The organism is Streptomyces huasconensis (genome assembly GCF_021028635.1).
GTDB lineage: Bacteria > Actinomycetota > Actinomycetes > Streptomycetales > Streptomycetaceae > Streptomyces > Streptomyces huasconensis.
On the sequence record NZ_CP086119.1, the window covers coordinates 3,403,704 to 3,418,855 of the forward strand.

The following is a 15,152-nucleotide window of genomic DNA, read 5'->3' on the forward strand; positions in this document are numbered from 1 at the left end:
GGGCGATGAGTTCCGCTCTTCCCCGGCGTCCTATGGGTGATCCGCTGCACGGCGCCGTGTACGGCGGCCCCGTACGACCGTGAGGAACCGAGTGCCATGAGCAACGCAGTCAAGGGTCCGGCGAGCTACTTCCCCTCCATCGAGAAGAAGTACGGCCGCCCCGTCGAGGAATGGCAGCGGCTCGTCCGCGGCTCCCCGCTGACCCGGCACATGGAGCTGGTCGCCTGGCTCAAGAGCGAGCACGGCCTCGGACACGGCCACGCCAGCGCGATCGTCGCCCACACCCTGGCCGAAAGCGGCTTTTGAGGCGGACGGTTCGAAGGTGCGGCCCCGGGTACTCGGGGCCGCAATCGCAGGTGGCGCCCGGGAGCTTCCTGCGACAGGCTCTCCTCGTTGGAACCGCAGCGTGGAGAGCTGCCTCCGTCACGCCGTCGGCTCCGCGCACTCGGACGTCGCCCGCGCGCGGGCGAGGCTGGCCTCCAGGGCCAGGCGCACGTCCTCCGGCAGTTCGCCCGCGCACCCCCAGGCGACGACCATGTCCGCGATGCGGCTCAGCTTCATGTTCGTGTGCTGGGAGGTCTCCCGGAGCACGGTCCAGCCCTCGTCGGGGGAGAGCTTCCCCACCGCCACGACGATCCCGATCGCCTGGTCCACCTTGGCGTGGGACTCCACGGCCTTCTCCAGCTGGATGACCTTGCGCTGCAGCTCGACGACCTTCTCGCCCTGCTGGACCTGTCTGTCCTGAGCTGCCGTTCCGTCCACGTCTGATGACGTCACATCGCCTCCGATGGCTAGGGGGGCGGCGCCAGAATGCCACGGCGTATTCGGCGTGCACCACGATTCCTTCACGTCTGTCTCTGCCCCGACTTCGGCGCCGCACGCGGTGGAGAGGGCCACGGGGTGCGCGAGCACCGCCTCCATGGCCGCCGGGTAACCTCAACTCCCTTGTGTCACAACATGGTTGATGTTGTTGAGCTATCACCTAATGGCATCGGGTCCAAGTGAGCCCGCGCTCCCGATACTCGTCCCGACCGGAGGCCGCACCCGCAGGCCTCCATCCCGGAAGGGACACACCCCCATGAACAGGACCAGAACCGGAGCCGTCGCCGCCCTCGGCGCCGCCGCGCTCGTGGCCGCCCTGACCGCCCCCACGGCGTTCGCGGCCCCCGCCCCGGCCCCCGCCGCCGAGAAGACCACGCCGGCGTACCGCACCTCGGCGTACTCCTCGTCCTCGTACACCGGCGAGAGCCAGGCCGCCAACCGGCAGTTCTTCGAAGCCGTCATGAAGTCGGCGCTGAAGAAGCAGGCGGCGAAGCCCGGCATCCAGGCCGTCACCGTCACCTACAGCACGAGCCGGGCGCCCAGTTTCCGCAGCCAGATAGCGCAGAGCACGCAGATCTGGAACTCCTCGGTGAGCAACGTCAAGCTCCAGGAGGCGAGCAGCGGCACCGACTTCGAGTACCGCGAGGGCAATGACTCGCGCGGCTCGTACGCCTACACCGACGGGCGCGGGCACGGCTACATCTTCCTGGACTACCGGCAGAACCAGCAGTACAACTCCCTGCGCGTGACGGCCCACGAGACGGGTCACGTGCTCGGCCTGCCCGACCACTACTCGGGCCCGTGCAGCGAGCTGATGTCGGGCGGCGGCCCCGGCCCGTCCTGCACCAACGCGCGGCCCAACGCGCAGGAACGGCAGCGGGTCGACAGCATCTGGTCCCGTGGTGTCGCCGTCCTCAAGGACGAGGGCGAGCTGACGAAGATCCGCTGACCGGGGCCCTCCACCCCTGGCCCGGCGGCTGTTACGTACCGCAAACAGCTTCCGGGCCAACCCGGCCGCGCGCGGTGCCCTCTCCCACGACATGGGTATTCATGCTCGTGGGAAGAGGGTGCACCGCCGCGTCCGGCGTCTCGTCGACTACCCCCGCTCCGGCCGCGCGGGCCTGCGCCGCTGGCTGCCCTCCTGGCGGCAGCTGCTCGGCTCGGCGGGGCTCTTCGCACTCACCGTCACCGCGCTCCTGATCGGGGTCTACGCCAGCGTGGACATCCCCGACGAGAACGCCGGCATCCACCGCGAGGCCAACGTCTACTACTGGTCCGACGGCACCCAGATGGTGAGCACCGGCGAGGTCAACCGGCAGAACGTGGAGCTGGACCAGATCGCCCCCGCCGCCGTGAACGCGGTGATCGCCGCCGAGAACGAGACCTTCTACGACGACTCCGGCGTCTCCCCCAAGGGCCTGGCCCGCGCGGTGGTGAACATGGTCCGCGGGCAGGAGACGCAGGGCGGGTCCACCATCACCCAGCAGTACGTGAAGAACACCTACCTCTCGCAGGACCAGACCGTCACGCGGAAGGTCAAGGAGTTCGTCATCGCGCTGAAGGTGGACCGCAAGAAGAGCAAGGACGAGATCCTGGAGGGGTACCTCAACACCAGCTGGTTCGGGCGCGGCGCCAACGGCATCGAGGCGGCCGCCCACGCCTACTACGGCATCCCCGCCAAGAAGCTGGACCCCAGCCAGGGCGCGTTCCTCGCCGCCATGCTGAAGGGCGCCGAGCTGTACGACCCGGCGGGCGGCAGGGCCAACCGGGAGCGGGCGCGCGGGCGTTGGGCCTGGATCTTGGATCGGCAGGTCGACGTGGGCCTGATGTCGGAGAAGGAACGGGCGAAGTACCGCGCGTTCCCCGAGCCGCGCAGGCAGTCGCGCTCCACCAGCCTCGGCGGCCAGACCGGTTACCTCGTCGACGTCGCCAACAAGTACCTCAGGCAGCACACCGGCCTCACCGACGAGGAGCTGGCGCGCGGCGGGTACGAGATCCACACCACCTTCGACAAGGAGAAGGTGGCCCGCCTGGAGCGCGCCGTGCGCCAGGTGCTCAAGCGCGACCTCGCGCCGGGGACCCGCGCGGCCGACCGGCACGTGCAGGTCGGCGCCGCGTCCGTGCGGCCGTCCGACGGGGCGGTGGTGGCGCTCTACGGAGGCCGCGACGCCACCCGGCACTTCAGCAACAACGCGGACACGTCCGGTGTCCCGGTCGGCTCGGCGTTCAAGCCGTTCGTGCTCGCCGCCGCGCTCCAGCACGGCCTGTCCGGACGGGCTCAGCCGTCCGGCGCGGACAGCCCGGCGCGGAGCGAGGCGCAGGTGCGCCGCAGCGCCTCGGCCGACAGCTTCTACGCCGCCGACGGCACCCTGCGCCGCGCCACGGGCGAGCCCGACCCCGACCACCCCACCCTCCGCGAGGCCCTGTTCCCCGGCGGCAACGCCACGTACGTACGCCTCGGTGAGGACGTCGGCCGGGCACAGGTCCGCCGCACGGCCGTCGACGCGGGGCTGCTGCCGCGGAGCATGGCGCCGCTGGAGCCGTCCTTCTCCGTGGGCACGTCGACGCCCAGCGCCATCCGGATGGCGGCGGCGTACGGGACCTTCGCGGGCGGCGGGCTGCGGCACGACCCCTACTCGGTGACCCGGGCCGCCAAGGACGGCGCGGCCCTGCCCGGCCTGGAGCGGCCCGCTCCCGGGCGTGCGCTGGACGAGGGGGTGGCGGGTGAGGTCGCCGACGCCCTGCGCGCGGGCGGCAAGGACCTCGGGCCCGGCGTCTCGGCGGGCCGCACGGGCGACCAGGACCGGCTGCGGACGGCCTGGCTCACGGGGTTCACCGGGGACCTGTCGACCGCGGTGACCGTCTTCCGCGTCAAGCCGGGCGAGCCGCGGCTGCTGCCGATGTCGGGCGTCGCCGGAAAGGACTCGCGGCGCGGGAACGTGCTGCCGCCGCGGATCTGGTCCGCGTACGCCGGGGCGACCGGGAAGAGGTGAGGGCCGGGAAAGAGTGACGGCCGGCAAGAGGCGACGCCCGGGAAAACGTGACGGCCGGGAAAAGCTGAGCCGCCGGAGAAAGGTGACCCGCCTGAGAGAGGTGGCCCCGGAGAGCGGTGCGAGCCGGAAAAAGGTGCGAGCCCGAAAGAGGCGACCGCCTCGACGGGCGTTGACCTTGCCCCTGGGGCAGACCCCAGAGTCTGCGTCACCGGGTCGGACGGCCCGGTGACGGAGGATGGCAACCGTGACCGCGCACCCAGAGGAACTGCTCTCCATCGGCGTGTTCGCCGCCCGCGCCCGCCTGTCGCCGAAGGCCCTGCGCCTGTACGACCGGCTCGGGCTCCTGGCGCCCGCACACGTCGACGAGGCCAGCGGCTACCGCTACTACCGGGCCGCCCAGATCGAACAGGCCCGCACGGTGGCGCTGCTGCGCCGGCTCGACATGCCGCTGGCCGGCATCGCCGAGATGGCGGGCCTCGACGGGGAGCGGGCGGCACGCACGCTCGACGCCTACTGGGCCGGGGTCGAGGAGCGCTTCGCCGAGCAGCGGACCCTCGCGCGCTACCTCCGTGGACGACTGTCGGGAAGGAACACCGAGTTGTACGCGACATTCGAGGTGAAGACGGTGGACGTGCCGCAGACGTACGTCCTGAGTGAGACCCGCCATGTGAGCGCCGGGGAGCTGCCCGCCTGGATTCCCGCCTCGGCGGAGCGCCTGGAGCGGGCGGCCAAGGAGGAGTGCAGGGGCATCGCCGCCCCGCACTTCGTCGTCTACCACGCGGACGTGACCGAGGAGAGCGACGGGCCCGCCGAGTCGTGCGTGCCGGTCGTGGACGCGGAGGCGGCCCGCGCGTGGGCCGCGGCGCAGGGGCGCAAGGGGGACTTCAAGGTGCGGACGGAGCCCGCGCACCGCCTCGCCTACACCCGGATCACCAAGGCGCAGGTCGCCTATCCGCAGATCATCGCGGCCTTCGACGCCGTGGAGGCCTGGGCGGCCGAGCAGGGCCTGACGGTGTCGGGGCCGTGCCGCGAGGTGTACTTCACCGACTGGGACGGCTGCGGGCCCGAGGACGAGGTGTGCGACGTGGCGTTCCCGGTGTCGGAGGCGTAGGCCGCGCCGCGCGGATTGCCTCACTGCCTCCCCATGCAACGCAGGCGTCATTGCCCTCCCGCACGCCTATCCTGAGGAAGCATGGGGGACGGGGACAGAGAGCGGGAACATGTCGGCGCGGGCCCGAACGCCCGCGCCGATCACGGCAGTTGGCGGGTACGGCTGCGGCGGTGGGCCGCGTCCGGGAGCGGTGACGTCCTCGGGGCCGGGGTCTTGTTCGGCAGCGACCTGGTGCTCACCTGCGCCCATGTGGTCCGCGACCCGGCGACGGGCCTGCGCCCCGCGCGCGTCCAGGTCGAGTTCCCGATGCTCCAGGGCCTGACCCGCACCCTGCGCCGCACGGCGGTGGTGGCGGCCGGGCACTGGGTGCCCCCTTTCGGCAAGGCACAGGGCGACCTCGCACTGCTCGTCCTGGACGAGCCCGCGCCCGTGCCGTCCCCGGTCACCCTGCACCGCACGCTCGACTACCGAGGGGCCCCGGTCCTCATCGACGGCTTCCCCGAGTACCAGTCGGGCGGCGAGTGGCTGACCGGCGCCTGCATGGGCCCGGGCGGCGAGGGCGACGAGCGGGTGCAGATCGACCTGTCGGGGGCGGGCAGGCTGCGCGGCGGGTTCAGCGGCTCCGGGGTGCGCGAGGAGGGCGGCGACCGGCTGCTCGGCATCGTCGCGCAGGCCGACGAGAGCGGCGCGCACGGCTACATGATCCCGGCGGCCACGGTCGCCAAGTACTTCCGCCACTTCGCCGAGCGGTACGTGACGGGACCGCACGCCGTGCCCGGCCACCGGGTCGTGTCGGCCGAGGCGGCCCGCACGGCCCGCCCGCACGGCCTCCAGCGCACCGTCACCCGCTGGCTCAACGGCGACGAGGACGCCTGGGACACCGAGCTGCTCTTCATCGCGGAGGACGACGAGCGGGCCCGCCAGGCGCTGTACGTCGTCCTGAACATGGCCGACCGGGAGCAGGCGCCGCACCTGGCCGTGAGCCCCCTGGACGCCGCCGCGCCGGACCAGCACGCCGCCGCGGGCGCACCCGGGCCCGGCCCCTCGCTGCTGTCCCGCGCCGGGATCGCACCCCGCGTCGGCAGCATCGGCCTCGTCCTCGACCTGGAGGGCGCCGCCCTCGACGACCCCGGCCGGCCGGAACTGCGCGAGGCGCTGGCCGTGCTGCGGCACGAGCTGCGGCACGCCGCGCGGCGGCACACGGCCCCGCGCCGCCGCCCCGCCGTCGCCGTGCTGCACGCCGACCGGTCGCCGACCGAGCCCGCCACGACGGTGCGCGTCCTGCGGGAACTCGCCGACGCCGGGGCGCGGTTGCTGCTCGTCGTGCGCGACGGCGCGCACGGCTTCCCCTACGCCGTGGCCGAGCGGCTGCTGCCCGCCGACCGGGCCGCGCGGTGGCTCCAGCGGATCGGTGTCCGCGTCGACGAACTCGCCGGCACCGAGCGCCGTGCGCGGCGCCTCTTCCACCGCGTGGAACCGCACGTCGTGGACCCGCCGGTCGCCACCGGATACGCGGCGCGGGCCGCGCTGTGGACCGTGCAGCTCAGCGACGAGCTGCGGCCGCTCACCGGGCGGGGCGGGCCGCGCTTCCTGGAGAAGCTCTCGTACGCCGAACAGGCCGTGGACACCTACCTGTTACGGGCCAAGGCCGCCGAGGACGCGCTGCGGGAGGTGCTCGACGAGCACCTGCGGCTGCGCGGGCTGCTCCGCGACCACTTGGCGCGCCTGGCCCGGCGCGGCCTGGCCGAGCACCGCGACGCGGTCGGCCCCTACCGCGAGGCGCAGCGGCTCCTCATGGCGGGGCCGTGCCCGCTCGCCGACGCCGAGCGCGCGGTGGAGGCGTTCGCGCGGGTGGTGCGACGCCTGGCCGAGGCGGAGGGTGACGCGTGAGCCCGGTCACGTCCTGTCCGCACCCCGGCTGTTCGGGCACGGTGACGCCCACCGGTTACTGCCTGGCCAGCGGTGAGCGCGTGGACCCCGAGTCGGGACGGCACTCCGCGGTGGTGCCCGCGCCCGGCCCCGGCGACGCCCCTGCTCCGGACCCGGCCGAGCCGCCGCCCTCGCACTCCTCCGACGACCAGGAAGGCTCCTCCCAGCACTGGATCGTCGGCCCGGGCCCGGCCGCCGCTCCCCCGCCGCGGCCCGCCGCCGTCACGCTCCCGCCGGAGCACCCCGACCCGACGGTCCTGCCCGAGATCACCCTGCTGGACCGCGCCGACAGCGGGAGCGGCGACGCGGCCCACCCCGTCCCGGCGGGCGCGCTGCCGCTGCCGTCCGGCACGCTCCTCGCGGGCCAGTACCGCCTGGTGCGGCCACTCGGCTACGGCGGCATGGGCGAGGTCTGCCTCGCCCACGACACGAAGGTCGACGGCCGGGCCGTCGCCATCAAAATGCTGCACGCCGATCTCGCCGCGGACTCGTACAGCCTGCTCAAGGGCGAGCGCAAGGAACTGGTCGAACTCAACCACGACGGTTTCATCCGGGTGTTCAACTACGGGCACCACGACGGGGTCGGGGACTTCCTGGTCCTCCAGTACGTGGACGGGCTCAACCTCGAAGAGGTGCGGGCCCGCGCCCGCGAGCGCCCCGAGGAGTTCGGCCACGAGCGGTTCCTGGAGTTCGCCCTCGCGTACGGCGTGCGCATCCTGGCCGGGCTCGCCTATCTGCACGCCCCCGAGCGCGGCAAGGTGTACGGCGACCTGAAGCCGCCCAACGTCATGCACGACGGCTCCACCACCAAGCTCGTCGACGTGGGCAGCGTGCGCCGCGCGGGCGCGCCCGGCCTCACCACCTCCGCCTACCGCGCCCCCAGCGTCGGCACCCACGGCGAGTCCCTGCCGCAGGACGACCTGTTCAGTCTCGGCGAGACGCTGCGCACCCTGTGCGGGCTCGGCGCCACCCGCCACGACCTGGCGGAGCTGGCCGCGCTCGGCCCGCTGGACGACCCGGCCGCCGGGCACCGCGGCCTCGGCCTGGTCTCCCTCGCCCGCGCCCTGCGCCGCGCCACCCGCACCCGGCGCGCCGACCGCTTCGCCACCGCCAAGGAGATGGAGGAGCAACTCCGGGGCGTCTTCCGGGAGTTGCGGTCGCTGCGCACGGGCGTGGAGACCTTCGAGCCGTCACCGCTCTTCCTGCAATCGGCGTACGCGCTGGACGGCGGGCTCGGCGCCGCCCCCGAGGTGTCGCGCTGGGCGGCCCCCGACGCCCCCGACGCCGCGCCCCGCTATCCGGCCCCCGGCCCGCCCGAGGTGGCCCGGCGGCTGCCCGTGCCGCGCCCCGACCCCGACGACGACCACCACGGCGAGCTGAGCAGGCTCAGCGACGACGACCCCGAGGCGCTGCTCCAGCACACCGGCGACTGGCGGGACTCCCCCGAGGTGCATCTGCTGCGCTGCCGACTGCGGCTGCGGGTGGAGCCGCACGACGGGCCCGGCGCCCTGTCCGCCGCCGAGACCGCGCTCGCCCTCGCCGAGGACGCGATAGGCCCGGCGCGGGCGCCCCACGACTGGCGGCTCGACTGGCACCGCGGGCTGCTCGCGCTCGCCCGCTCCCGGGTGGCCGAGGCCCGCGGCCACTTCGACCGGGTCTACGCCGCGATCCCCGGGGAGTACGCGCCCAAGCTGGCCCTCGGCCACTGTGCCGAGCACCTCCACCGGCCGCACGAGGCCCTGACGTTCTACGAGGCGGTGCGGCTGCGCAACCCGTCGCTGGGCAGCGCGGCGTTCGGCGCCGCCCGCGCCCGGCTCGCCCTCGGCGGACCCGACGCCCTGGGCCACGCGATCGCCGCCCTGGACGCGGTGCCCCAGCACTCCCGGCACCGCACGGCCGCCCGGACCGCCGCCGTCCGCATCCTCGCCGGTCACGCCCGGGACGCGGCCGGCCTCGGCACGGCGGTGCGCGCCCTCGCCGGGCTGTTCTCCGCGCACGGCCTCACCGACGAGCAGGCCCGCGTACGGATGAAGGCGGAGGTGTGGGGGGTCGCCCAGCGCCTGCTCGCCCCGGCCGAGGGCGCCCCGCGGATGACCGGCGCCGAACTGCGCGCCGTCGCCGAACGGGCCGACCCGCTGCTGGAGTTCCCCGCCGACGAACGCGCGCTGCGCAAGGACCTGTCCCGCTTCTACCGGGGCCTGGCGCTCCAGGCCGCCCGCGACGCACCGCCGCGGGACACCGAGACACCCCTCGCCGAACTCCTCCTGGACCGCGCCTACGCGGTACGCCCCTTCGCCTTACGACACCACAGGGACACCCCATGGCCGGGCAAGAAGATCAGGAACTGGATCAGGAACAACACGCCGACGCAGCCGGGCGGTTGAGCACCGGGGCCACGCCCCCGGGCGCCGGGACCGGCCCGCGCGCCCGCGTCGGCCTGGAGGTGAGCCAGGTCGTCGAGCTGCCCCGCCCCCGCTTCCCCGGCAGCGCGGAACCGGCGCGGATGTACGCGGTCCTCACGGTGACGGTCCGCAGACCGGGCGCCGCGCCGCCCGACGCCCCCGGTGCGGCCGAGGGGGACCCGGCGCCGGGCGCCCACCGGCCCCGGCTCGCGGAGGTGCTGCTCATCGACCACTCGTCCTCCATGGTGATCCCGCCGAGCCGCCTGGCCGCCGCCCGCGCCGCCGCCGTCGGCGCGCTGGCCAGGCTCCCGGACGGCGCGCTGTTCGCCCTGGTCGCCGGGGGCGACAAGGCCGCCATGATCTACCCCCGGCGGCCCGGCCTCGCCGTCGCGCACGCCGAGTCACGGGCCGCCGCCGAAGCCGCCCTGTACGACTGCACACCGGGGGGCGGCACCGCGATGGGCACCTGGCTGGAGCGGGCCAGGCTCCTCTTCCGCGACCTGCCCGCCGCCGGGCCCACCGGCCACGTACGCCACGCCCTGCTGCTCACCGACGGCAAGAACGAGTCCGGGTACGAGTCGCGGGCCGAGCTGCGCGAGCGCGTCGAGCGGTGCGCGGGGGCCTTCGACTGCGACGTCGTGGGCATCGGCGACGCCTGGGAGACCGAGGAACTGCTGCTGATCGCGGGCGCGCTGGGCGGCCGCATCCGTGCCGTGGAGGATCTCACCCGGCTGCCCGGCGAGCTGGCCGCGCTGACCGGCCGCGCCGCCGAACGCGATGTGACCGGCCTGCGCCTGCGCCTCTACCACCGGGCCGGGGTGCGCCCCCTCTCCTTCGAGCAGGTCCACCCCACGCGCACCGCCCTCACCCCGGCCCACGTCGACCTGACCGGCGTCGGCACCGGCGCGGGCGGCCCCGTCGAGGAGTACGGGCTGAGCCCGTGCGGCGAGGAGACCCGCGCCTACCTGCTCTGTGTCGCCGCGCCCTACGACCCCGCGCAGCTCGGCAAGGAGCTCCTGCTCACGGAAGTGGAGATCGACGCCGGTGACCAGGCGCGGGACCTCGACCTGCCCGCGCCGCAGCCCGTGCTGATGCGCTGGACCGACGACGCCGACCTCTACAGCCGCCTCGATCCCCAGGTCGCCCACTACCAGCACGAGGAGGAGCTGCACCGCACCTTCGAACGGGCCTGCGCCGAGCTGAAGCGGGGCGCGCGGGAGACCGCCGAGACGCTCCTCGGCACGGCCTGGCGGCTCGCGGGGGAGACGGGCGACACCGCGATGCGGGACCATCTGCGGCGCCTCGTGCGCGTGGCGGACGCCGAGCGCGGCACGGTCCGGCTGCTGGACCACATCGCCCGCTTCGACGTCGAGGCGGCCCGCATCCAGTCCAGCATGACGGTCCTGCCCGGCCGCCTGCCCAGCGGGCGCCTGCCCGGAGGCCGTCCCGCCGGGGGCCGCCGATGAGCGCCCGCTGGCCCGCCGCCCGCCTCATCGCCGCCGACGCGGCGCGCCGCCTGCTGCGCCACCTGTGGCCGGCGCCGCTCATTGAACGCACCCGCAACCGCGCCTACCTGCGCGAACGGCTCATCGCCCTGCCGCTGCTCACCGTCGTCGCGGCCGTCGCGTTCGGCTGGGCGTACGCGCAGATCCGCTCCGACACGACGGCGCTGCGCGACAGCTACGCGCCCGCCCTCGGCGACCTCGCCGATGCGGAGATGTCCCTGCGCATCGCCGACCGGGAGGCCGAGCGGAGCCTCGCCGCCGGGGAGTCGGTGCGGCTCAGCGGCATCGGCAAGCGGTACTTGACCCGCACCACGCGCGCCACGCAGAGCCTCAACCAGGTGGCCCGCAGCGGCGCCCTGACCACCGCCGAACGCCAGGAGCTGGACGTGGTCTCCGGTCTCGTCGTCGACTACGGCACCTGGATCGACTTCGCGCAGGACAACGTCGGCGATCCGCCGCTGCGGGCCGCCGGGCTCAGTTACGCCCGCAGCATGCTCTGCACACCTCCCGTGCCCGCGCGGAAGACGGACCCCGGCGGCTACCCGTCCTGCGAACCCGGCCACGGCTCCGACGCGACCGCCGTGGTGGACCGCATCTCCGCGCTGGAGGAGAGCTTGCGCGGCAGGCTGGCGGAGCGGGCATCCCTCGGCGGCGGCGTGCTCGCCGCGGCCGGGGTCGCCGCGGCCTGTCTCGCCCTCCTCGGCCTCGGCCTGTGGCGCACCCAGGTCTTCCTCCGCCACCGCTTCCATCTGCGAGTCAGCGTGCCGCTGCTCGTGGCCTCGCTGCCGCTGCTCGCCGTGCCGTTCCTGACGGCCGACGCGGTGCTCGCCCACCGCGCGCAGCAGCGGGTCGTCACCACCGCGCACCAGCTGTCCGGCGCGACCTCGCCCGCGATCGAGGCCACCGTCGAGGAGCGGCCCTTCGGGACGCCGCACCCCCGCCTGATCGCGTCCCTGGACGCCCGGGCCGAGCGCGACCTGGCCGGGGGCCGCCTGCCGGGGCTCGGCGGGGCCGCGCCGTGGGTGGCGCCCGTGGGGCTGCTCAGCGCGGCCCTCAGCTACGCCACGCTGCACTCCTACCGCCGTGAGTACGTCCTCATCTCCCGCTCGGGGGCCGCCCTGTGAACCGGACCCGGAGCCGGACCCGGACCCGCGCCGCCTTCCGCGGCTTCCTCGCCGCCTGCCTGCTCGCCGTCACCGCGGGTGCCTGCACGGACGAGCGGCCCGAGACCCTCGTCGTCCTCGGCCCCTGGACGGGCGACGAGGGCGAGGCGTTCGAAGCGATGCTGAACAAGCTCGACGACGGCACCGGACAGACGTACACCTACCAAGGGACCCGTTCCCTGCGCGAGACGCTCGTCGCGCAGCTGGAGGCGGACGCCCCGCCGGACGTGGCGATCCTCAACAGCCTCGGCGAGCTGACCGAGTACGCCCGGGCCGGCCGGCTCAGGCCACTCACCGCCACGGCCGCCGCCCGCGCCTACCCGCCGTGGGCGCCGCCCCTGTCCGTCGACGGCACGCGCCGCACCTACTGGGTGCCGCTGAAGGTCGACCTGAAGAGCCTGGTGTGGCGCAAGGCCGGCCAGGGGGCGCGCGCCGCCGCGGCGCCGAAGTGGTGCGTCGCCCTCGCCTCGCAGGCCACCTCGGGCTGGCCGGGCACCGACTGGATCGAGGACATCCTGCTGCACCGGGCGGGCCCCGACGTCTACACCGAGTGGGCCACCGGCCGCCTCAGCTGGCGCGACCCCCGCGTCCGCGACGCCTGGACGACGTGGGCCGCCCTCCTCGGCAAGCGCTCCAAGGCCTCCGTCGACCAGTCCCTGACCATGTCGTACATGGGCACGCCCGACCCGGCGGCGAACGGCGGCGGGGCCCCGCGCGGCCTGCTCGGCTCCATGACGCCGCGCTGCACGCACGAGCACCAGAGCGCCTTCATCCGGTACGTCTACGCGGACGACGACCGGGTCCGCGTCGACCCGGCGGCGGGTTTCCTGCGCGGCCGTCCCGCCCACGACGGCGCCTACGAGGTGGCGGGCGACATGGCCGCCGTCTTCAGCGACAACCCGGCCGCCCGCACCCTCGTCGAGCGCCTGTCGGGCGGCACGGCCCGCACGCTGTGGCGCTCGCAGGCGCAGCGGGAGCTGCGGCCGTTCTTCCCGGACGCGGCCGACCCCCAGCCGACCGACCCCACGGGACGGCGCATCGCCGACATCCTCACCCGCGAGGCGGACACGCTCTGCTTTGACGCCTCTGACGTGATGGCGCCGGGGCTGCGCGACGCCTTCCACCGCGCCGTCCTGCGGTACTTCAGGGACCCCAAGGAGGCACGGCTCGACGAACTCCTCGAACAGCTGGACGCGGTCCGCGAGGACGCCGCCCCGGACACGGCGCCGGGCCGGCTGCCCGCGTCCGGCGTCTGCGCGCCGCCCGGCGGCTGAGCCCCCGCCGGGCGGCGCAGGTCAGCGGAGCAGCTCCGGCGGGCAGGGCGTGCCGCGCGGGATCTGGTAGGGCGAGCCGAGCCGGTACGTACCGGCCTTCGGGGCGATCAGCTCGGTCCACTTGTCGCCCGCCCGGTCCTCCGCCGACTCCGCCAGACAGCCGTTGACGTTGGCGTACTCCTTGGGCAGGCCCTCGTCGTCCGCGCGGCGCTGCTTGGACTCCTCGGTCTCCCGGGGCCGCTCCACGCCCTTGCCCTCGTCGTCGACGACGCTCAGCCACGGGGAGTACGGAATGCGGATCAGGACGCGGCCCGGCTTGTCCACGCGGAGCGTCATCTCGCCCTGCTCGGCCCGCACCACCACGGCGTGCGGCTCGGCGAGCGGCGTCGGGTCGGTGACCTCGTACAGCTGCCAGTTGTCGTCGGCCCACACCTTCTTCAGGTACGGCAGGCCGTTCTCGATGAGCTGTGCCTCCCGCTTGCCGCCGTCGCCGTCGGGCTCGCCGTAGGGCAGCACGACGTAATGCACGGACCAGCGCTTGAGCCACTCGTGGTAGTTCGCGGAGTTGAGGGTGTCGTCGTAGAAGAGGGGGTTGCGCTCCATGTCGGCCTGCCGGTTCCAGCCGCGGGCCAGCTGCACGTTCTGGGGCAGCGCGGAGGCCTCCCGGTGGCTGCGGGCGGGCACCACCTCGACGCGGCCCCGCTCCGCGCCGACCTCCTGGAGTTCGTTGAGCAGCGGCGCCAGCTCCCGCGACCAGGACGCCTCGGGCGTGGTGTGGATGATGTCGTCGACGGTCTTGTACCCCACCCACCCGGTGAAGACGGCGAAGGACAGCACGACCGCGTACCACTTGCGGGACTTGCGCACGGTGTACGGCAGGGCGGCGATCAGCGCGACGCCGGTGAAGGACATCGCGAGGCGGGTGATGTTGGACCCGATCTGCGAGCTGATGATCCACACGCCGAGCACGAACGCCGCGTAGACGGCCGTCGTGATCCGCACCGTCGTCCACTGCTTCGGTACGAGGAAGTAGACGGCCGCCGCGCACACCAGCGGCAGCGACGCCGACCCGAAGGACATCGGCTGGGTGCCGGAGAACGGGAAGAGCCACGCGGACACGCCCACCACGACGGCGGGCGCGAGCCCCAGCGCGTACGCACCGGGGTAGCGCTTGCTGAGGAAGAGCGCGACGGCGACGAGCCCCACGAAGAGCCCCGCCACCGGGCTGCCCATCGTCGCGAGCGCGGCGAACGGCGCGGCGACCAAAGCTTTGGCCCACCGCTTGTAGCGCCAGCGGTGCGGCCAGCAGAAGACGGCGGCGACCGCCATGAGCGCGAACATCTGACCGAGGCCAAACGTCACGCGGCCCGATATGGCGTTGCACAGCAGCGCGAAGACACCCGCGAGGGCGGGCCACATCGGCTCCTTCACCGCGCGGCTGCGCACCAGGATCAGGGTGAGCAGCGTGGCGGAGATCGTCCCCGCGATCATCATCGTGGTCCGCACGCCGAGCACCGACATCAGGTACGGCGAGATGACGCTGTACGACACCGGGTGCATGCCGCCGTACCAGGCGAGGTTGTACGCCGAGGCGGGGTGCCGGCCGACGAACTCCGCCCAGGCGTCCTGCGCCGCGAGGTCGCCGCCGCTGTTGGCGAAGACGAAGAACCAGACGACGTGCAGCACACCCGCGAGCACCGTCACGGTGAGCACCGGGCGGCGCAGGAGGTGCTGCTTCCAGGTGGACCAAGGGGTGTCCGGCCGGCCCGCGCCGGCGGTCTGCGCGGAGGGCAGCGGTATTCGCGGGCCGGTGCCGCGGCCCGCGCCCTCGCTGCCGTCCGGCTCGGTCCCTGCGTCGGCGCGCGTCGGCTCCGCTGTTGCCACTGGAGGCTCTCTCCCCGTGTCGTCCGTGTTCCGGAGTACCCGGGTTCGAGCCGGCGAGGGTCCGTCCCG

Annotated in this window: 11 protein-coding genes; 9 read left to right on the top strand and 2 right to left on the bottom strand. The window is 74.3% G+C overall.

Annotated elements, in window-relative coordinates; translation table 11 throughout:
* The first annotated feature begins 96 nt into the window (after positions 1-96).
* Positions 97-306, top strand: a complete 210-nt coding sequence (locus tag J2N69_RS15295; protein ID WP_230901253.1) for a DUF4287 domain-containing protein — start codon at positions 97-99, stop codon at positions 304-306.
* A 117-nt stretch (positions 307-423) separates the two neighbouring features.
* On the opposite strand, the gene J2N69_RS15300 is transcribed toward J2N69_RS15295, so the two are convergent.
* Positions 424-762: an ANTAR domain-containing protein gene (locus J2N69_RS15300; protein WP_230901254.1), complete on the bottom strand. Its 339-nt coding sequence runs from the start codon at positions 760-762 to the stop codon at positions 424-426.
* 316 nt (positions 763-1,078) lie between these two features.
* Here J2N69_RS15300 and snpA point away from each other — a divergent pair, with 316 nt between their 5' ends.
* From snpA to J2N69_RS15340, 8 genes are all read left to right on the top strand, one after another.
* The gene (gene snpA, locus J2N69_RS15305; RefSeq protein ID WP_230901255.1) at positions 1,079-1,771 is read left to right on the top strand and encodes a snapalysin; all 693 of its coding nucleotides are present in this window, start codon (positions 1,079-1,081) and stop codon (positions 1,769-1,771) included.
* 91 nt (positions 1,772-1,862) lie between these two features.
* Positions 1,863-3,815, top strand: coding sequence for a transglycosylase domain-containing protein (locus tag J2N69_RS15310; protein ID WP_408056734.1), 1,953 nt, complete (start codon positions 1,863-1,865; stop codon positions 3,813-3,815).
* Positions 3,816-4,059: 244 nt separating this feature from the next.
* The gene (locus J2N69_RS15315; protein ID WP_230901257.1) at positions 4,060-4,926 is read left to right on the top strand and encodes a MerR family transcriptional regulator; all 867 of its coding nucleotides are present in this window, start codon (positions 4,060-4,062) and stop codon (positions 4,924-4,926) included.
* Positions 4,927-5,007: 81 nt separating this feature from the next.
* Complete coding sequence (locus tag J2N69_RS15320) at positions 5,008-6,816, top strand: S1 family peptidase (protein ID WP_230901258.1); 1,809 nt, start codon at positions 5,008-5,010, stop codon at positions 6,814-6,816.
* Positions 6,813-9,239, top strand: a complete 2,427-nt coding sequence (locus J2N69_RS15325; RefSeq protein WP_230901259.1) for a tetratricopeptide repeat protein — start codon at positions 6,813-6,815, stop codon at positions 9,237-9,239. The genes J2N69_RS15320 and J2N69_RS15325 overlap by 4 nt, the downstream gene beginning before the upstream one ends.
* A complete protein-coding gene (locus J2N69_RS15330; protein ID WP_230901260.1) occupies positions 9,176-10,723 on the top strand; it encodes a vWA domain-containing protein in 1,548 nt (515 codons plus the stop codon). The genes J2N69_RS15325 and J2N69_RS15330 overlap by 64 nt, the downstream gene beginning before the upstream one ends.
* The gene (locus tag J2N69_RS15335) at positions 10,720-11,886 is read left to right on the top strand and encodes a hypothetical protein (protein ID WP_230901261.1); all 1,167 of its coding nucleotides are present in this window, start codon (positions 10,720-10,722) and stop codon (positions 11,884-11,886) included. The genes J2N69_RS15330 and J2N69_RS15335 overlap by 4 nt, the downstream gene beginning before the upstream one ends.
* Positions 11,883-13,199, top strand: coding sequence for an extracellular solute-binding protein (locus J2N69_RS15340; RefSeq protein ID WP_230901262.1), 1,317 nt, complete (start codon positions 11,883-11,885; stop codon positions 13,197-13,199). Before J2N69_RS15335 ends, J2N69_RS15340 begins: the two co-directional genes overlap by 4 nt.
* Before the next feature lie 21 nt (positions 13,200-13,220).
* Here the strand turns inward: J2N69_RS15340 and J2N69_RS15345 are convergent, their stop codons facing one another.
* Complete coding sequence (locus J2N69_RS15345; protein WP_230901263.1) at positions 13,221-15,083, bottom strand: glycosyltransferase family 87 protein; 1,863 nt, start codon at positions 15,081-15,083, stop codon at positions 13,221-13,223.
* Positions 15,084-15,152: the final 69 nt, after the last annotated feature.

Coding starts and splice junctions, on each gene's coding strand:
- J2N69_RS15295 (WP_230901253.1), top strand. CDS start 97: ATGAGCAACGCAGTCAAGGGTCCGGCGAGCTACTTCCCCTCCATCGAG.
- J2N69_RS15320 (WP_230901258.1), top strand. CDS start 5,008: ATGGGGGACGGGGACAGAGAGCGGGAACATGTCGGCGCGGGCCCGAAC.
- J2N69_RS15310 (WP_408056734.1), top strand. CDS start 1,863: ATGGGTATTCATGCTCGTGGGAAGAGGGTGCACCGCCGCGTCCGGCGT.
- J2N69_RS15335 (WP_230901261.1), top strand. CDS start 10,720: ATGAGCGCCCGCTGGCCCGCCGCCCGCCTCATCGCCGCCGACGCGGCG.
- J2N69_RS15330 (WP_230901260.1), top strand. CDS start 9,176: ATGGCCGGGCAAGAAGATCAGGAACTGGATCAGGAACAACACGCCGAC.
- snpA (WP_230901255.1), top strand. CDS start 1,079: ATGAACAGGACCAGAACCGGAGCCGTCGCCGCCCTCGGCGCCGCCGCG.